Consider the following 17,166-nt stretch of genomic DNA (forward strand, 5'->3'; position numbering starts at 1 on the left):
ATGACCGCGTTTGCCGACCCGTCGCCACGGGTATCCAAAGCGCTGGCCCTGCTGGTGGCGCTGCACATTGCCATCATCATCGCCAGCAACTATCTGGTGCAACTGCCCATTGATCTGCTGGGCTTTCACAGCACCTGGGGGGCCTTCAGCTTCCCCTTCATCTTCCTGGCCACCGACCTGACCGTGCGCCTGATCGGCAAGCAGCCGGCGCGGCGCGTCATTGCCCGCGTCATGCTGCCGGCGCTGCTGGCCTCCTACGTGGTCTCGGTGCTGTTTCACGAAGGGCGCTTCAATGGCCTGGCGGCATTGGGCGAGTTCAACGGCTTCGTGTTCCGCATCGCCGTGGCCAGCTTTGCCGCCTACGTACTGGGGCAGTTGCTGGACATTCAGGTGTTTGACCGCATGCGCCGCAGCTACAAGGCCTGGTGGCTGGCGCCCACGGCCTCCTCCATCCTCGGCCAGGCGCTGGATACGGCCGCCTTCTTCTCCATCGCGTTCTGGCGCAGCAGCGACCCCTTCATGGCCGCGCATTGGGGCGAGATTGCGCTGGTGGATTACGTCATCAAGCTGCTGGTGAGCCTGGCGCTGTTCGTGCCCGCTTACGGGCTGATGCTGGCGACCATCGTGCGGCGCATCAAGACGCCCGCGCCCGCTGCTCCGGCCTGCGCCAGCACCGCCTGCCGCAGCGCTGCGCCATGACGGGCGCCTTGTGCCCAGCCCCCGCTGACTCCAGCGCAGCCTCCTGCAATTGCGTGGGCAAGCCCCAGCGCCGCGCGCTGGTGCTGCTCTCGGGCGGGCAGGATTCTGCCACCACCCTGGCCTGGGCGCTGGCGCGTTTTGCCCATGTCGAGACCCTGGGCTTCGATTACGGCCAGCGCCACCGCGTCGAGCTCGACTGCCGCCAGCGGCTGCGCGATGGCATGGCCGCACTGCGCCCGGACTGGCGCGCCGCGCTCGGCCCCGACCACCTGCTGCAAGTCGATGCGCTGGCGCAGCTGGGCAGCAGCGCCATGACCGAGGACGTGGCCATCGCCATGCTGGCCGATGGCTTGCCCAACACCTTCGTGCCCGGGCGCAATCTGCTCTTCCTGACGCTGGCCGCCGCCCTGGCCTACCGGCGCGACCTGCAGGTGCTGGTGTGCGGCGTCTCCGAGACCGATTACTCCGGCTACCCCGATTGCCGCGACAACACCCTCAAGGCGTTGCAGGTGGCGCTCAGCCTGGGCATTGACCGGCCTTTGAACCTGGCCACGCCGCTGATGTGGCGCGACAAGGCCCAGACCTGGGCCCTGGCGCACGCGCTGGGCGGCGATGCGCTGGTCGAGCTGATCCGGCTGCATTCCCACACCTGCTACCTGGGCCAGCGCCAGACTTTGCACAGCTGGGGCTATGGCTGCGGCCACTGCCCGGCCTGCCAGCTGCGCGCCCGCGGCCATGCGCAGTGGCTGGCGGCGCAGCACGCCCCCTCTTGCTGAGCGCAACAAAGTCCTGCTGCCCAGACGGGGGCAAGGCCCTGGCACAATGGCCGCTTTTGCAGCACAACCCTACAGAGGACATCACCATGAAAATCAGCGCTCGCAATGTGTTGCCCGGCAAGGTCGTGGCCATCCACAAAGGCCCCGTCACTACAGAGGTCACGCTGGAGCTGGCCCCCGGCCTGCAAATCGTCTCGACCATCACCACGCACTCGGCCGAGGCGCTGGGCCTGAAGGAAGGCGCGCAGGCCTTTGGCGTCATCAAGGCCTCGAACGTGATGCTGGCCGTGGACGAATGAGCCTATTGGGAGGAGCAACCCATGAAACACACCATTTCCCGCCTTTTTGTGCCCGTGCTGCTGGCCGCGCTGGCCAGCCCGGCGCTGGCGACCGACAAGACCCCGGCCTGCAAGGACGAGGCCGTGGCACAGGCGCGCAAGCTGCTGGCGTTTCACAGCGACGGCGACGACCGCGCCGAGGTGGATGCCAGCAGCGTCAAGGCCCTGCCCGCGCGCGCCAACCCCGCCAACCGCAAGCAGCGTTTTGAGGTGCTGGAAGTGATGGGCTTTGTCTACAAGGGCGAGTACCGCATGCGCCTGAGCTACTACACCCAAGGTGGCCAGTGCGTGCTGATGGGGCAGGAAATCCTGCACCTGGCGCAGCTTTGAGCTTTTGAGCCTTGGGCCTGGCAAGGCCTTTGCCCCGCAGACAAACAAAAACCGCGCCATGGCGCGGTTTTTACTGCGCAGGCGCCGGCCGCGCCGGCGGCCTGCGCCTGCGGCTTACTCGTCCTGCGCGTTGGGCAGTGCCAGGCGCGAGCCTGGCGCTTCCTCGTCCTGGGTCTGGGCCGGGTTGCGGCCCTGGTTGAGGGCGTCGATGGAATCGGGCGTGACGTCGCCGGTGATGTAGCGCCCGTCAAAGCACGAAGCATCAAAATCGCCCAGCGTGCTGCTGAGCGCGCCAACCGCGCGGCGCATGCCCTCCACATCCTGGTAGATCAACGCATCGCAGCCGATGAGCTGGCGGATTTGCTCAATGTCGCGGCCATGCGCAACCAACTCCTCGCGCGTGGGCATGTCGATGCCGTACACGTTGGGAAAGCGCACCGGCGGTGCGGCGCTGGCCAGATAGACCTTGCGCGCCCCGGCCTCGCGCGCCATTTGCACGATCTCCTTGGAGGTCGTGCCGCGCACGATGGAGTCGTCCACCAGCAGCACATTGCGGCCCTCGAACTCGCTGGCAATGGCATTGAGCTTTTGCCGCACGGATTTCTTGCGCACGCTCTGGCCGGGCATGATGAAGGTGCGCCCCACATAGCGGTTCTTCACAAAGCCCTCGCGGTAGGGCTTGCCGATCAGCTCGGCCAGCTGCATGGCGCTGGGGCGGCTGGATTCGGGGATGGGGATGACCACGTCGATGTCCTTGGGCGGCACCATGGACAGCACGCGCTTGGCCAGGGTCTCACCCAGGTTCAAACGCGCACGGTACACGGAGATGCCGTCCAGCACCGAGTCGGGCCGCGCCAGGTAGATGTATTCAAAAATGCACGGCGCGTGCACGGCTTTGCCAGGCTCGACACACAGCGCACTGCTGACGCTGCCATCGAAACCGATGAACACCGCCTCGCCCGGCTGGATGTCGCGCTCCAGCGCATAGCCCGTGCCCTCCAGCGCCACGGATTCGCTGGCCAGCATGACGGTGCCATCCTCGCTGGGGCGGCTCAGGCACAGCGGGCGGATGCCATGCGGATCGCGGAAAGCCAGCATGCCGTGTCCGGCGATCATGGCAATGACCGCATACGAGCCGCGCACGCGCCGATGCACGGCGCGCACGGCCTCGAACACGCAATCGGCAGAGAGCCGACGCCCCCCTGTGGCGCGGCCCAGCTCATGCGCCAGCACATTGAGCAACACCTCGGAATCGCTGGTGGTGTTGGTGTGGCGGTGGTCGGTGTCGAACAGCTCGCGGCGCAGCGCCTTGGCATTGGTGATGTTGCCGTTGTGCACCATGACGATGCCAAACGGCGCATTGACATAGAACGGCTGGGCCTCTTCCTCGCTGTTGGCGTCGCCAGCCGTGGGGTAGCGCACCTGACCCAGGCCGGCATTGCCCGGCAGCGCGCGCATGTTGCGCGTGCGAAATACGTCGCGCACCATGCCCTTGGCCTTGTGCATGAAGAATTTGCGATCGAGCTGCGTGACGATGCCCGCCGCATCCTGCCCACGGTGCTGCAACAGCAGCAGCGCGTCATAAATCAATTGGTTGACCGGATGGCGGCTGACCACGCCGACGATTCCACACATGGCAGTAAGTCCTATCTAGTAGTCGGATTCAAGGAGGGAGACGAAAGCAAGCGTTGCGGCCCCACGGCCCATAGGCAATGCCATGCGCCAGCCATCAGGGCCTGCTGCCAGCGGCGCTGCCCTGGTGCCGGCCCAGGGCTTCCATCGCGGCGCCAGCGGGCAGCATGGGCACGGCAGGCAATTCCAACGGCTCGGGGGTTTGCAAAATGGTCCAGTCGGGCAGCAATCTGGCCAGCTCCAGCCGGGCGGCATCGAGCGCCGGGCCCACGGCCGAGCCGCTCCACCAGGGCTGCGTTTGCCAGCGCAAAGCGTGCACGGCCACCGCCAGCACCACGCCAACCAGTGCAATGCGCAGGGCGCCAAACAGCGCCCCGATGAAACGATCGGCCGCGCGCATGCCCAGGGCCTTGATCGAGCGCCGCGCCATGGTGGCCAGGACGGACGAACCAAAGACCGCCGCAATGAACAGCGCCAGCATGCCCAGCACGCGCCGCGCAGGCATGCCCAGCGATTGGCCCGGCAGCCACATGCCCAAAGCAGGCCCCAGGCGCATGGCCGCAAACGCGCCCAGGCCCCAGCCGAGCACAGCCAGGCTTTCGAACACGAAGCCGCGCCAGATGCCCACGGCCACGGACACGAAGGCCAGCATCAGAAAAACCAGGTCGAAGCCGTTGAGCGTCATCGCAGGCGGCCCCGTTCAGGCAGGCGACCCCGATCCGGCGCGGCGGCGACCGCAGCCAGCAGCGACCGCGCCGCCGTGAGGGATTGCACGCGCATGGGCATGGAAAGCTCACATGGAGACAATGGCCGCAGGCAGGCTGGCGCCCCGCACGCGCTCGGCCGCGCGATCTGCCTCTGCGCGGCTGGCAAATGGCCCGACGCGCACGCGCGTGGCCCGCCCGGCGCCGGTTTGCACCACTTGCGTGTAGGTGCGCAGCCCCATGCCTTGCAGCTTTTGGCGGATCTCACGCACCTTGGCATCGTCCGAAAATGCGCCGATCTGCACGATGAAGCGCCCTTCGTCAGAACGGCCGGCGGGCGTGGTGGTTGCCACGGGCTTGCCTTCGAGCAAAGCGCGCGCGCGCGCAGATTCATCGCGGGCGGCTGCGGGCTTGGCCGCTGGCGCTGGCGGGGGCGTGGCCACGGCCACCTGGGTGGGCCGCGCCGGCTTGCTTTCGGCTGGCTTGGCCTCGGGCTTGCTCTCTGGTTTGGCTTCAGGTTTGGCTTCAGGTTTGGCTTCAGGTTTGGCGCTGGGCTTGGTCTCTGGTTTGGGCGCAGGCTTGCTCTCGGCGGGCTTGGCCTCAGGCTTGGCCTTGGGTTTGACCTCGGTGGGCTTGGCCTCGGCCGGTTTGCTTTCGGGCTTGGCCGCTGGCTGCTTGGCTGCGGGCTGTTTGGCCTCTTGAGCGCGCTGGGCAGCCAGGCTTCGTGGCTCCTGCGCCGCCTGGGGCTTGCTGCGCGCGGCCGCCTGCTGATTGCCGGCGGCGGACTGTGCCGGGCTGGCCTGGCCACGACCGGCCCGTGCGGGCGGCAGCGCGTCCAGGTCCATGACTTCCTCGTCATCGGCCAGACCGTAGCGGTTGGGCGCTGAAGGCGTGAGCACCGCAACCTGGGCCGGATCCTCCCTTGCGGCCGGCACGGTCTCGCCACCCGTGATGCTCACGCGTGCATCCACCACAGTGGGCCTGGGCTCGGTGTCGAACAGCATGGGGAAGACCACGATCGCCACCAGCACCAGCAGACAGGCCCCGATCAGCCGGTGGCGCGCCCTGCGGCGCATGTCTTCCAGCAGATTCACTGGCGCGCGCGCGCCGCGCGCGCGCTGGCCGGTGCTTTCTGCGCCGCTGTCGGCAGCGCGCGTGTCGAATAAAGCCATAGAACTTACTGCAGGTGGCGCGCCCCAAGCTGCGGCACGCCCTGGGCGAGCACACCGCCAACGGTATGAAACGAGCCAAAAACGACGATTCTATCAGCCGGCTCCGCCGCCGCCGCCGCCGCATCGAGCGCCAATTGCGGGCTGGCAAAGGCCTGCGCAGGCACCTGGCGCGGGCGCTGGGCCGCCACCTGCAGGGCCTGCCAGCGCTGCACCAGCGCTGCTGCCTGCTCGGCGCGCGGCAGCGGCAAATCGGTGAAATACCAGCGATCGACCAATGGCCCAATGCGCTGCAGCACGGCGTTCAAGTCCTTGTCGTGCATAGCGCCGAACACCGCGTGCGTGGTGGGGAAGAAGCCCATGGCATCCAGATTGGCCGCCAGCGCCGCCACCGAGTGCGGGTTGTGCGCCACGTCCAGCACCAGCGTGGGCTGGCCTGGCACGATCTGAAAGCGCCCTGGCACCTGCACCAGAGCCAGGCCTTGGCGGATGGCCTGGGCGGTAACGGGAAGGCGCTGGCGCAGCGCCTGCAGGGCCGCCAGCACGCCAGAGGCATTGACCAGCTGGTTGGCGCCGCGCAGCGCCGGGTAGGCCAGGCCGTGCAGGCGCTTGCCACGCCCGGCCCAGCTCCATTGCTGGCGGTCGCCAGCGTAGTTGAAATCGCGCCCGGCCAGCCACAGGTCTGCGCCGATGCGCTCGGCATGGTCCTGCAGGGACTGCGGCGGCATCGGGTCGGCCACGATGGCCGGCACGCCGGGGCGCATGATGCCGGCTTTTTCACGACCAATCGATTCGCGGTCCGGGCCTAGGTAGTCCACGTGGTCGATGTCCACGCTGGTGATCAGCGCGCAGTCGGTATCGAACAGATTGGTCGCATCCAGCCGCCCGCCCAGGCCCACTTCCAGGATGGCCACGTCCAGCCGGCTGTGGCTGAGCAGACGGGCAATGGCCAGCGTGGTGAACTCGAAATAGCTCAGCGACACCGGCTCACCGCCCTGCCCGGCGCGCCAGCGCGCCTGCTCGACTGCGGCAAAGTGCGGCAGCAGCTGCTCGGCCGTGGCGTTCTCGCCGCCAATGCGGCAGCGCTCCTCGAAATGCACCAGGTGCGGCGAGGTGTAGACGCCGGTGCGATAACCGGCCTGCAGCGCAATGGCTTCGAGCATGGCGCAGCTCGAGCCCTTGCCGTTCGTGCCAGCCACGGTGATCAGCGGGCAGTCAAAGCGCAGCTCCAGCGCCTGCGCCACCTGGCGCACGCGCTGCAGCCCCAGCTCGATCTGCTGGGGGTGGATGCGCTCACAGTAGGCCAGCCATTGGGCCAGCGTGGCAAAGTCGGCCGGGCCAGTACCGGCATTGGCGGTGTTGGCGGCGTTGGGGGCAGCGGACTGGGTCATGGGTTTGGATTGAAAACAAGAAACGCCATGCCGCGCACGGCGCCTTGCTCAAAGCACCGTGCGCGGCGATCGCAATGGGTTGGGCGGCAGCCACTCAGGGGCTGCGCGCCTGCTCAGCCAGTGCAGAAAGCGCTCAAGGCGCCAGCCACTTGGTCTGGGCCTCGCGCAGCTGGCCACGCTCGTGCATTTGCTGCCAGACGAAGTGCATCACGCGGCGGTAGTCGGCGTCGTCCAGCGGCAGCAGAAAGCCCAGCCAGTTACGCGGCGTCAGCGGCTGCTCGATGAAGGCGGCGTGCAGGCGCGGGTCTGCGCGGGCGTAGTGCAGCGCCTCGTAGGTTTCGGTGATCATCACATCGCCCTGGCCTTCGGCGATCAGGGCCGGGATCTGCGCGTTGTGCTCATGGGTGCGCACCTGAGCCTGGCCCAGGTGCGCATCGACGAACAGCTCGTTGGTGCCGCCCGGGTTCTTGATGACGCGCACATCGGGCTGGTTCAGGCTTTGCAGCGTGGTGAAGCGATCTTTGTGCTCGGCGCGCACCAGCGCCACTTTGCCGAAAGGCGCATAGCCGGGCAGCATGTCGGCCTGGCTCAGGCGCGCGACGTTGCGCGTGATGCCGCCGATGGCGATGTCGAAGCGGTCGGCCTGCAGGTCGGGCAGCAGGGTTTTCCAGGTCGTGGGTACATACTCGATGCGCACGCCCAGCTCCTTGGCGATGAGCTCGATGAGGTCGATGTCGTGGCCGGAGTAGCCGCCCTCGGTCTTGATGGCAAAGGGCCGGTAGTCACCGGGCGTGCCCACGCGCAGCAGCTTTTTTTCCATGATGCGGTCGAGCCGCTCACCGGCCTGGGCCGCAGGAGCGGCCAGCAGGCCCAGCACGGCGGCGGCGGCCAGCAGCAGCGCGGCCAGCCAGCGCCACCAGAGCCACCAGTGCCTCCAGATGGCGCTTGGCCCGGCCGCGCGACAGGCGCGGATGGTTTGAATGGTTCTGTGGGTCACTGGGTACATGGTGTTGGTTTTCATGGCGGTCGCTCGATTCCGGTTCATGGCAGTTGCTCCAGCGCCTGCAGGTAGGCCGGGTCTTGCATCAGCATGTCCCAGGGCTGCGGCGGCGTGGTGGGCAGCAGGGCCTGGCGGCGGCGCTCGCTGTGCGGGTCGCATTGCCAGTCGCCGGCCTTGAGGGCGGTGGCCATGCCGTCGATCCAGGCATCCAGGGCCGCGCCGCCGCCTAGGCTTTGGTTGCACAGCAGCAGCAGGTCGCAGCCGGCGTTGAGCGCGGCCACGCCGGCCTCGGTCGCGTCCACGGCGCGGCCGTCCAGGCGGCGCCCGCCTTCCATGCTCAGGTCGTCGCTGAAGATGGCGCCATCGAACTGCAGCTGCCCGCGCAGGATGTCGCGCAGCCAGCGCGCCGAGTAGCCGGCCGGCCGGGCATCGACGCGGGCATAGACCACGTGCGCCACCATCACCGCCGCCAGGCTGGAGCGCAGCCAGCCGTAGGGGGCGGCGTCGTCCTGCAGGATGGCGCGCAGGCTGCGCCGATCCACGGGGATTTCCGTGTGCGAATCGGCGTGCACGAAGCCGTGCCCAGGGAAGTGCTTGGCGCAGTGGGCCATGCCGCCTTGCAGCAGGCCCTGCATCAGCGCCTTGGCCAGCAGGCTGACCACGCGCGCATCGGCGTGCAGCGCGCGATCGCCAATCACGGTGCTGCCGCCCCAGTCCAGATCGACCACGGGGGTGAAGCTCAGGTCCACGCCGCAGGCGCGCAGCTCGCTGGCCAGCACCTGGCCCAGCGCCGTGGCCGCGCCCAATGCCCGCAGCGCGCCCGTGCCCGGCAGGCCCCGGTGCGGGCCGCGGCGGTCGTCCTGCTCCCACATCGCGCCCAGCGTGCGCATGGGCGGCAGCGGCGTGAAGCCATCGCTGCGAAAGCGCTGCACCCGCCCGCCTTCCTGGTCCACACAGATGAGCAGATCGCTGCGCACGGCCTTGATCTGCGCGCACAGCTGCACGAGCTGGCGACGGTCCTCCCAATTGCGGGCAAACAGAGTCAGGCCGCCCACCAGCGGGTGGGCCAGGCGCTCGCGGTCGATGGCCTGCAGGCTGGTGCCGGCCACATCAATGAACAAAGGGGCGTGTGCGTACATGGAAGACAAGGAAAGAGAAAAAGATGCCGCGCGGCTGTGCCTCAGCGGCTGGGAGCATCAGGCGGCGCCTCGAACTCCTGCTGCGAGCGAGGCGCCTGAGGGCATTGCGCGTCGAGCGATTGGCGGTAGCGGATGCAGCCGCGCATGAATTGCGGCCAGTCGGGCACTTCAGGGCTGGGCTGCACCTGCTCGGGCAGCAGTTGCCACAGCTGCGGGTGGTACCAGCACAGATCATGGCCGGAGCTGTCGCGGTGCGCGCGGATGCCAGCGCGCAGGCGGCGCACCTCGTTGGCCAGTTGCGCGGCGCTCATGTGCTGCAAATCCGCATCCAGCGCCGCATCTCCCGCAACGGCTGCCGGACTGGCGGCAAGCCGGTCTGCTCGATCACTCATCGCTGCTTCCTCCTGTACTTCCCATAGCGCCTGTGCCTGGCGCGGCGCCGATCTGCGCAATGCAAAAGGCCACGGCATAGTCCTGCTCATCCGAGAGCGAAATGTGGAACTGCAGCCCACGCTGCGCGCACCATTGGCGCAAGGCGCCATGCGTGATGATCTGCGGCTGGCCCGATGCGCCATTGGCCACTTCACAATCGCGCCAGCCCATGGGCTGGCGCATGCCCAGGCCAATGGCCTTGCTGAAGGCCTCCTTGACGGCAAAGCGCGTGGCCACAAAGCGCACGCCGCGCTGCGGCGAACGCGCCGCGCGGGCCCGCCAGGTGGCCAGCTCGCCATCGGCCAGCACTTTCTGCGCAAAACGCTCGCCATGGCGCTGCAGCGCCTGCTCAATGCGGCGGATGTCGCAAATGTCGGTGCCAATGCCATAAATCATGGGCGCATTATGAAACCTTCGCGCAGGCCCACTCGCTCAGAACCGGTTCAAAACTTCGGCAAGAGCGGGCCAGAAGCGGCTGGGGATGGGATGCAAAGCGCAAAACGCAGCGGCAGCGGGCCGGCGCTGAAGGAAAAGCATTGGCGTGCGCCAGTCACAAACCAGCCAAACCAGCCAATTGCCAGACAAGGTGGCCACTGCGGGCAAGTCCAGCGCCTGCACATGGCCCCTGCCCATCACGGGCGATGGCTATGCCTCATCCCCGCCTGGCACTTCAGCCCAGGCAGGCGCTGCGGCATTGGCCTGGGGCTGCAGCATGCGCTGCGCGGTGTCGGCCATGCGCACGGCCAGCATGTGGGCGCAGGGGCCTCGGCGCAGTTGGTTCTGGGTGAAGAAGTTGCACTGGCAGCGGCCCGATTCCAGCCGGGCGTCGGCGTCCAGCTCCAGCTGCACTTCGTGGCGCTGCGCGCCATCGGCCACGCTGGCTTGCAGGCACTCGCGGCCGCCACCCAGCGCCTGGCGCGCCACCTGCACAGGCTGGCCGGCCTGCTGCGCGCCGTGCAGCAAGGCCGCAGCCTGGGCTTCGCGCTCGCTGGCGTAGCGCAGCCTCTCCAACGGCAGGGGCTGGGCGCTGAGCTCGCGCAGCCGCCAGAGGCCTTGCACCAGATCGAAAACCACGCGCCCAGCCTGGGTCAGCAGCACCAGCGCGGCCACCACGGTGGGCGATGGCAGGCCGGTCTGCGCCGCCAGCTGCGCCGTGCTGCCCAGCCAGTGTTGCTGCAGCGCGGCCAGCACCTGCGCCGTGGCCTGCGGCGCCACGCTGTGGCGCGGGCCCAGCAGGTCGAACTGCGCCTGGCTGGCCCAGTCGTTGGCCGTCCAGCCCGACAGGCCCAGCGTGAATTGCATGCCGCCGGGCAGGTGGGCGATCCAGAAGCTGGGCATGCCACTGCCCAGCAAGTGCACGGTGAAGCGCTCGGCCACGGGGATCAGACGCTGCAGCGTCAGCAAGTGCCTGCGGCCCCAGATGCGGATTTCGGCCTCCTGGCTGCCGGTGTAGATGGAGCGCGGGCAGTGCACATCCACGCTCCAGGGCTCGAAGCGCATGCGCAGCGGCGCGCCGGGCTGCAGGAAAAAGCGGATCGAGCGCGGCCCTGTACGCTCGCGGCGGCGGCGCAGCACATGGCAGATGTTGTAAACGTCCATGGGGTGCAGCTGCACGGTGTGGGCCGGCAGCGTCATGGCGCTGCTCACTTGCAGAAAGCCGCGCACCCAGCTGTCGGGCAGCTCGATCTGGCTCTCGACGAAGGCTGCGGCCTGGCCGTGCTGCACGGCAAAGCCGTCGGCGGCCACGGCCAGCGTGGTCTTGCGGTAGTCGCGGATTTGCTGGAACTCTTGGTACAGGCCGGCCGAGTAGTCGATGTTGGTCGTGCCGCAAGAGAAAGCGCCGTGGTGGCGAAAGCCCTCGTGGCTGCAGCTGAGCGCGGCGTAGCTGGCCTCATCGCGGCTGAAGCATTCGAAGAACAGCTTGTCCGGGTGCACGGTGATGACCGGATCGAGCACGAACCAGGCATCGCGGTGCTGCTGGTAGAGGTAGTCGAAATAGCGCTGCTGCGCCTTGAGGAACGGGGCCTGCAGCGCATGTTTTTCGGCCCGCACAGCGTCGAGTTCACTGCGCGTCTGGGCCATCTCCTGGCGCACGGCCTGCTCCTGGGCCATGAAGTCGGCCAACAGCTGCGGCTCATGCGCCTGCAGCCAGGCGAAGTAGGCCGTGCGGTCCTGCTGCTGCGGGCGCAGGTCGCTGAGCACCACGTCGTGCAGTGCGCTGATGGCTTCGCGAAACGGCAGCTGCTGCGCCAGCTCGGCCTCGAAGAACACCGGGCTGCGCAGCGTGTCGGGCGCGAACGAGAGCTGGGTGGCCTGGGCCGTGCTGTGGGCCGTGCTGTGGCCCAGGTAGCGGTACTGGAACTTCATGGCCAGGCCCCCTGCTGCGCGGCTGCGCCCTTGGGCAGACCTGCGCGAGTCGCAGCGCACACGGGATCGCGAGATTCGTGCGGCTTTTCCCTTCGCCACAGCGGCGTGGCCAGGATGTGCAGCGGCGTGGCAACCTGCGGGTAGCGCGCCTGGATGGCCAGCAGGCTGTGCAGGTAGTGCTCCCGGTCGCCCACAGCCATACCCACCACCAGACGCTCGTACAGGCCGCTGACAAAGGCTGCGGCTTCGGGCGATTGCAGCGCCTGGGCCAACAAAAAGCGCTGCACCCGGCTCTTGAGCTGGCGCGCGCGGTTGACCTGCGAGAGCACCTGCACGAAGTACGGCCGCAGCTGCTGCAGCCGCGCCAGCTGCCGGGCTGGGGCCTGAGCTGCGGCATCTGCGGTGGATGCTCCATCTTCAGTATGGGCCGCATGCACGGCATCGGCAGCGCCATCGAGCGCGCCTTGCTCCAGCCAATCGGCCACCAGCTGCTGCATGGCGGCGCTGGGGTGCTGGCTCAGCTGCAGCAGGTAGTGAAGCAGCTCGGGCATGGGCACCAGCTGCGCCAGCAGAGCGCGGCCGCATTGCTGGGCCTGGGGCTGGCTGTGGTCGCACAGGCCGATCAGGCGCGCGCGCGGCCAGAGCGCGGCCTGCACAAAGGCCGGCTGCTGGAAGTAGCCACAGGCGAAGTCCAGCGCGTCGTCCCAGCGGCTGTCGAAAATGCGCAGCGCATCTTCCAGTTTGGCCTGCACCTGCTCGGGCTGGCTGCGGTAGGCCTCGATGGCCCATTGGCGCGCGGCCTGCAGCGGGCTGCGCGCCAACGCGGCCCATTCGCCCACCGCCCAGACGCTGCGCGGCTGGCCGGGCAGCAGCCACAGCCCCAGTTGCTGCGCGCCCTGGCTTTTGGCCAGCAGCAGGCGCAGCACGGTGGCGGCATCCAGCGCCTGCGCGGCCTGTTGCAGCGGGCCTTGCAGCAGGGCCAGCAGATCGGCATGCAGGCCCGGTGCGGGCTCGGCGCGAAACAGCAAATCCAGCAGCCCCGGCACCAAGGCCTGGGCCAACGCTTCAAAGCCGGCTGGGCGCTGCCGGGCCAGCTCGGCGATGGCGCTGTGCGCCACGGCCCGCACCGGCGCATGGGCGCTGCCGGCAAAGGCCTGCAGCAGTGCCGGCTCTTGCTGCTGCAGGCGCATTGGCAACGCGGCAAACAGCAGCGCGGCTGCGCGCTGGTGCAACGGCTCGTCGCGGCTGTCCAGCAGGCGCTGCAAGGCAGCCATGGGCGGCTGCGCGGCAAAGCCCGGGTGCTGCGCCAGCCAGGCCGCAGCCCAGCACACGGCCTGCGGCACGTGGTGCTCGAGCAGGGGCAGCAATGGTGCATAGGCTTGCGTGGCTGCCGCATGCAGCAGCGGCTCCCGCAGGGCCCAGAGCACGTCGGGCTCGGCATCCTGCCAGGCGGCGCTCCATGGCTCGGCGTCCTCCAGCCAATGCTGCAGGGCCTGGATGCAGGCGCGCGCCACGTCCGGCTCGTGGGCTGCGCTGTCGAGCAGCAGGCGCGCCATTTGCCGCATCGGCGGCTGCGGCGCCAGCAACAGCGCCAGCAGCAGCTCGGGGTCGCGACCGTGGCGACGCGGATCCTGGCTCAGGGTCTGAAGCACCAGCGCCTGTGCTTCGGGCAAGGTGGCGCGGGCCAGTTGCGCCAGCCAACGCCTGTGCTGCTGGGCATCGCCGCGCCCGGCGTCGAGCAGGTGGCGCACTTGCTCCAGCGCGTACCGGGCCACGCAGGCATGGCGGCTGTCCAGCAGCTGCAGCCAGGCATCGGGCGTCTGGCTGGCCTGCAAGGCCGGCTGCTGCTGCATCAGGCGCACGGCCAGCACCGCCACGGCCGGGTTGCGCGCGTGCAGCAACAATGGCACAGCCTGCGGGCATTGCGCCCACAGCGCGGCAAATGGCACGCCCTGCCCTGCACCGCCGGCTGCGGCCACCTGCTGCGCGGCCTGGCCTGCGATGTGTTCGAGCAAGGTCCAGCTGCTGCCGGCCTGGGGTGGCTGCTCGTCATAAGCCAGCAAGGCCGCCGTGGCCAGCAGCACGTAGTGCGGGCTGCCCAATTGCCCCAGGCGGCGCAGCGTGCGCCAGCTGCGGCGCAGAAAGTATTGGCGCGTGCACCGGCCCCAGGCGTGGCCCAGCGCTGGCTGGGCCGACGGGCGGGCCGCATCAGGATAGGGCGGCGGCCTGTGCGGCGTGGTCTCGAAGCGCCAGTTCAGCAGCCCCAACAGCTGCGCGTCCAGGCGCAGCTGCGCGGCCTTGTACAGGCGCCGCAGGCTGCGAAAGCTGCCGTACTCCAGCGGCAGCGTCTGCAATTGCTGCAGCAGCAGGGGCCGGGCCCAATGGCGGTGCGCGGGCGACTGGGCAACCTGGTCGAGCTGCTCCAGCCATTGCCCGTGCGGCAGGCGCTGCCACAGGTCACCATCCGGGCCACCATTCGGGCTGCCATCCAGCGCGCCTTCGGCCAGCGCAGCGGCGAAGCTGGCCGGCGTGGCGGCCGCGCTGGCTTCGCGCAGGCGCGCAGGCCAGTCGGCCATCAGCGCCTGGGCATGCCGCTCACGCTCGGCCTGGCTGCTCAGGGCCAACCAGGCCACGCCGGCCAGGTATTGCAAGGCGGCATCGGGCGCTTGCCGGGCCCAGCGCTGCAGTTGCGTGCGCACGGCATCGGCCTGGGCATCGTGCTCGGCCGTACAGCGGCACAAGGCCCAGGCCAGGCAGTAGTCGAGCATGGCATCGCCACTGCCGGCATAGGCCAGCAACTGCCCGGCCACGCCCGTCAGCCGCACTTCGCCAATGCGCCAGACCAGGCGGCTGCGCTGGCGCGGCGAGAGGGTGCGCCAGACATCGGGGTGCAGGCGCTGGCTCAGCGCCTGCGCCAAAGCTGGCTCTGCCTGCCAAGGCGGCAGGGCCAGCGCGAGCTGCGCCAACGGCTCCTGGGCCGCGCTGCCCGCTGCGCCCTGCTGTTCGACAAAGCCCTCACGCGCGCGCGCCGCCACCAAGCGCTGCACGCGCTGCTGGGCGGCCTGGGCATCCATGTCGGCCGCAGGCGGGCAGACATGCCAGGCCACCGCCTCACCCTGGCCAGGGCCGGCCCAGACCCGCATGCCGGCTGCCACGCCAGGGCGCAGCGCAATGGCATAGGAAGAAGGTTCCTGATGGGGGCGATAGAGCAAGACCATGGCCGGGGCTTTCATGAAAAAGCGCGGCCCACGCGCCGTGCTGGGGCGACGTGGGCCATGTGCGCGCAATGCGCAGATGGTAGCGCAGTGTGCGGGCGACCAGCGCGCGCTTGGCCAGCGCGACCGCGCTCAGGCGCGGTGCGTTACTCGTCCACCAGCTCGCGCAGTTTTTTCAGTTCGGATTCTTCGCCCGGCGCAGCCTCTGCCGGGGCCTCTGCGGCCCGGGGCTGTTGGCCGGAGAGGCGCTCGATCTCCTGCCACAGGCGGGCGATTTGCTCTTCGTAGTGTGCGGCGGTGTCGATCAGGCCGCGCAGCGCCTGGGAGACGGGGTCGTCGCTTTGCGTGACGCCGTAGGCGGAAAAGCCCATGCGGGCCGAGGCCTCCTCGCGGCGACGGTCGCTGTCGGCCTGGATGATGCGCGCCGGATTGCCCACGGCCGTGGCCCCTGCCGGCACAGGCTTGGTGACTACGGCATTGCTGCCGACCTTGGCGCCAGCGCCCACTTCAAAACCGCCGAGCACCTGCGCGCCAGCGCCGATGACGGCACCTGCGCCGATGGTGGGGTGGCGCTTGCTGCCTTTGTGCAACGAGGTACCGCCCAGCGTGACGCCCTGGTAGATGGTCACGCCATCGTGGATTTCGGCGGTTTCGCCAATCACCACGCCCATGCCGTGGTCGATGAACACGCCCTGGCCGATGCGCGCGCCGGGATGGATCTCGATGCCGGTGCACCAGCGCCCGATGTGCGAGGTCAGCCGCCCCAGCCAGTACAGCCGATGCCGCCAGAACCAATGCGCAATGCGGTGCAACCAAATGGCGTGCAGGCCAGGGTAGCAGGTCACGACCTCCCAGGCGTTGCGCGCTGCGGGGTCGCGCTCAAGAATGCATCGGATATCGGCTCGCAGACGGGACAACATGCTCTGAACAGGCAATAGGCCTTGGGCCAGGAGCGAGGCTCTGGCACCGCCATAGGTCAATGGAACTCGCGCTCGCGCAGCCACTTGGTGGCCACCCATTTCTCACCTGAGATGACGGGCGCGCCGCCGTGCAGCGACAGCGTGCTGGGGTGTGGCTTGTCGTAGCTGAAGAACACGGCCATGCCCTGCTGGGCGGTGATTTCCAGCCCGGCATTGGGGAAGGTGGTGCCCCCGCCCTCGGGCGGCGTGTTCAGGTAGACGAGAAAGGTGGCCACGCGCTGGCCGCCACGGCGCAGCAAGGTGGCCGTGCTGGGCTGGCCCAGCTCGAAGTAGTCGTAATGGGGCTTGTACTCGGCGCCCGGCCCATAGCGCAGCACCTGCAGGCCCTCGCCGTTTTCCAGTGGCCAGTCCAGCAAACGGGCGATGCGCGCCTCCAGCGCTGCCACCACGGGGTGCTCGCCGCGCTCGAAGAACATGCCCTCGCTGGTGCGGTCGGCGTTGAGCTCGTCGCCGCCGCTGTTGTTATCCACCGTCATCGAGCGCTTCATGCGCGGTTGGGCCAGCTCGATGAGCTGCTGACATTCGTGCGCATCGAGCACGCCATCGAGCACCACCACACGCGGCTGCTGCAGGTTCATCACCACACGCACTTGGCGATCGCCTGCATCCAGAAAGGCTGGATGCTGCTGCAGCCTCAGATCGGGCACCGGCACGGCAGGCGGCACATTCTCGTCGCTGCGCGCCTGCGCCTGCGGCTGCATGGCTGCTGCGGCCGTGCCCTGCAGGTGTTCGGAGAGCACGGCTTCCATGGCCGCCAGAGCCACCTCTTCGCACCAGCCTGCATCGAGCATGGCCTGCAACACGCGCGGCGCGGAGACGCCGGCCTGGGCCTGCTCCACGATCCAGGCGCGCAGCTCCGGCGTCACGGCGGCCAGATGGGGGTTGGTGGTGGTGGCGATCTCGCTCATGTCCTGCTTCCTCCCTATGAATATTGAACATCGATGCGCAGTGTCTGCCGCTGCTGCATGGCGTCAAAAACATGCAGCCAGGGCAA

General features: G+C 68.8%; 16 protein-coding genes. 4 read left to right on the plus strand and 12 right to left on the minus strand.

Going from position 1 to position 17,166, the window contains the following annotated elements:
- The 4 genes from CLI93_RS03330 (at position 1) to CLI93_RS03345 (ending at position 2,143) form a co-directional block, all read left to right on the plus strand.
- Complete coding sequence (locus CLI93_RS03330) at positions 1-699, plus strand: 7-cyano-7-deazaguanine/7-aminomethyl-7-deazaguanine transporter (RefSeq protein ID WP_095542884.1); 699 nt, start codon at positions 1-3, stop codon at positions 697-699.
- Complete coding sequence (gene queC / locus CLI93_RS03335) at positions 696-1,475, plus strand: 7-cyano-7-deazaguanine synthase QueC (protein ID WP_095542883.1); 780 nt, start codon at positions 696-698, stop codon at positions 1,473-1,475. Before CLI93_RS03330 ends, queC begins: the two co-directional genes overlap by 4 nt.
- A gap of 86 nt (positions 1,476-1,561) precedes the next feature.
- Entirely contained in the window at positions 1,562-1,774 is a 213-nt protein-coding gene (locus CLI93_RS03340) for a TOBE domain-containing protein (protein ID WP_095542882.1), read from the plus strand.
- 21 nt (positions 1,775-1,795) lie between these two features.
- The gene (locus CLI93_RS03345) at positions 1,796-2,143 is read left to right on the plus strand and encodes a hypothetical protein (protein ID WP_095542881.1); all 348 of its coding nucleotides are present in this window, start codon (positions 1,796-1,798) and stop codon (positions 2,141-2,143) included.
- 114 nt (positions 2,144-2,257) lie between these two features.
- Here CLI93_RS03345 and purF read toward each other — a convergent pair whose 3' ends face one another.
- The 12 genes from purF to CLI93_RS03405 form a co-directional block, all read right to left on the minus strand.
- The gene (gene purF / locus CLI93_RS03350) at positions 2,258-3,778 is read right to left on the minus strand and encodes an amidophosphoribosyltransferase (RefSeq protein ID WP_095542880.1); all 1,521 of its coding nucleotides are present in this window, start codon (positions 3,776-3,778) and stop codon (positions 2,258-2,260) included.
- Between the two features lie 94 nt (positions 3,779-3,872).
- Positions 3,873-4,460, minus strand: a complete 588-nt coding sequence (locus CLI93_RS03355; RefSeq protein ID WP_095542879.1) for a CvpA family protein — start codon at positions 4,458-4,460, stop codon at positions 3,873-3,875.
- Positions 4,461-4,568: 108 nt separating this feature from the next.
- Positions 4,569-5,651, minus strand: coding sequence for an SPOR domain-containing protein (locus CLI93_RS15525; protein ID WP_275249533.1), 1,083 nt, complete (start codon positions 5,649-5,651; stop codon positions 4,569-4,571).
- 5 nt (positions 5,652-5,656) lie between these two features.
- Positions 5,657-7,039: a bifunctional tetrahydrofolate synthase/dihydrofolate synthase gene (gene folC, locus CLI93_RS03365; RefSeq protein WP_095542878.1), complete on the minus strand. Its 1,383-nt coding sequence runs from the start codon at positions 7,037-7,039 to the stop codon at positions 5,657-5,659.
- Between the two features lie 133 nt (positions 7,040-7,172).
- On the minus strand, positions 7,173-8,084 hold the full coding sequence (locus CLI93_RS03370; protein ID WP_238945870.1) for a transporter substrate-binding domain-containing protein: 912 nt from the start codon (positions 8,082-8,084) through the stop codon (positions 7,173-7,175).
- Positions 8,081-9,178, minus strand: a complete 1,098-nt coding sequence (nagZ, locus tag CLI93_RS03375) for a beta-N-acetylhexosaminidase (RefSeq protein ID WP_095542877.1) — start codon at positions 9,176-9,178, stop codon at positions 8,081-8,083. Before nagZ ends, CLI93_RS03370 begins: the two co-directional genes overlap by 4 nt.
- A 41-nt stretch (positions 9,179-9,219) precedes the next feature.
- Positions 9,220-9,570, minus strand: a complete 351-nt coding sequence (locus tag CLI93_RS03380) for a hypothetical protein (RefSeq protein ID WP_238945869.1) — start codon at positions 9,568-9,570, stop codon at positions 9,220-9,222.
- Entirely contained in the window at positions 9,563-10,006 is a 444-nt protein-coding gene (gene acpS / locus CLI93_RS03385) for a holo-ACP synthase (RefSeq protein WP_095542876.1), read from the minus strand. The genes CLI93_RS03380 and acpS overlap by 8 nt, the downstream gene beginning before the upstream one ends.
- Before the next feature lie 249 nt (positions 10,007-10,255).
- Positions 10,256-11,977 carry an SWIM zinc finger family protein gene (locus CLI93_RS03390; RefSeq protein ID WP_095542875.1) on the minus strand — a complete coding sequence of 574 codons (1,722 nt, stop codon included), beginning with the start codon at positions 11,975-11,977 and terminating at the stop codon, positions 10,256-10,258.
- Complete coding sequence (locus tag CLI93_RS03395) at positions 11,974-15,195, minus strand: hypothetical protein (RefSeq protein WP_143326423.1); 3,222 nt, start codon at positions 15,193-15,195, stop codon at positions 11,974-11,976. The genes CLI93_RS03390 and CLI93_RS03395 overlap by 4 nt, the downstream gene beginning before the upstream one ends.
- 143 nt (positions 15,196-15,338) lie before the next feature.
- Positions 15,339-16,112: a serine O-acetyltransferase gene (cysE, locus tag CLI93_RS03400; RefSeq protein WP_095542873.1), complete on the minus strand. Its 774-nt coding sequence runs from the start codon at positions 16,110-16,112 to the stop codon at positions 15,339-15,341.
- A gap of 56 nt (positions 16,113-16,168) precedes the next feature.
- Positions 16,169-17,080: a 2OG-Fe(II) oxygenase gene (locus CLI93_RS03405; protein ID WP_095542872.1), complete on the minus strand. Its 912-nt coding sequence runs from the start codon at positions 17,078-17,080 to the stop codon at positions 16,169-16,171.
- Positions 17,081-17,166: the final 86 nt, after the last annotated feature.

This window comes from Vandammella animalimorsus (assembly GCF_002288875.1).
GTDB classification, from domain to species: Bacteria; Pseudomonadota; Gammaproteobacteria; order Burkholderiales; family Burkholderiaceae_C; genus Lampropedia; species Lampropedia animalimorsus.

Bases quoted from the DNA above. Each gene is read 5' to 3' on its own strand.
- CLI93_RS03330 (WP_095542884.1), top strand. From the start codon at position 1: ATGACCGCGTTTGCCGACCCGTCGCCACGGGTATCCAAAGCGCTGGCC.
- queC (WP_095542883.1), top strand. From the start codon at position 696: ATGACGGGCGCCTTGTGCCCAGCCCCCGCTGACTCCAGCGCAGCCTCC.
- CLI93_RS03340 (WP_095542882.1), top strand. From the start codon at position 1,562: ATGAAAATCAGCGCTCGCAATGTGTTGCCCGGCAAGGTCGTGGCCATC.
- CLI93_RS03345 (WP_095542881.1), top strand. From the start codon at position 1,796: ATGAAACACACCATTTCCCGCCTTTTTGTGCCCGTGCTGCTGGCCGCG.
- purF (WP_095542880.1), bottom strand. From the start codon at position 3,778: ATGTGTGGAATCGTCGGCGTGGTCAGCCGCCATCCGGTCAACCAATTG.
- CLI93_RS03355 (WP_095542879.1), bottom strand. From the start codon at position 4,460: ATGACGCTCAACGGCTTCGACCTGGTTTTTCTGATGCTGGCCTTCGTG.
- CLI93_RS15525 (WP_275249533.1), bottom strand. From the start codon at position 5,651: ATGGCTTTATTCGACACGCGCGCTGCCGACAGCGGCGCAGAAAGCACC.
- folC (WP_095542878.1), bottom strand. From the start codon at position 7,039: ATGACCCAGTCCGCTGCCCCCAACGCCGCCAACACCGCCAATGCCGGT.
- CLI93_RS03370 (WP_238945870.1), bottom strand. From the start codon at position 8,084: ATGAACCGGAATCGAGCGACCGCCATGAAAACCAACACCATGTACCCA.
- nagZ (WP_095542877.1), bottom strand. From the start codon at position 9,178: ATGTACGCACACGCCCCTTTGTTCATTGATGTGGCCGGCACCAGCCTG.
- CLI93_RS03380 (WP_238945869.1), bottom strand. From the start codon at position 9,570: ATGAGTGATCGAGCAGACCGGCTTGCCGCCAGTCCGGCAGCCGTTGCG.
- acpS (WP_095542876.1), bottom strand. From the start codon at position 10,006: ATGATTTATGGCATTGGCACCGACATTTGCGACATCCGCCGCATTGAG.
- CLI93_RS03390 (WP_095542875.1), bottom strand. From the start codon at position 11,977: ATGAAGTTCCAGTACCGCTACCTGGGCCACAGCACGGCCCACAGCACG.
- CLI93_RS03395 (WP_143326423.1), bottom strand. From the start codon at position 15,195: ATGGTCTTGCTCTATCGCCCCCATCAGGAACCTTCTTCCTATGCCATT.
- cysE (WP_095542873.1), bottom strand. From the start codon at position 16,112: ATGTTGTCCCGTCTGCGAGCCGATATCCGATGCATTCTTGAGCGCGAC.
- CLI93_RS03405 (WP_095542872.1), bottom strand. From the start codon at position 17,080: ATGAGCGAGATCGCCACCACCACCAACCCCCATCTGGCCGCCGTGACG.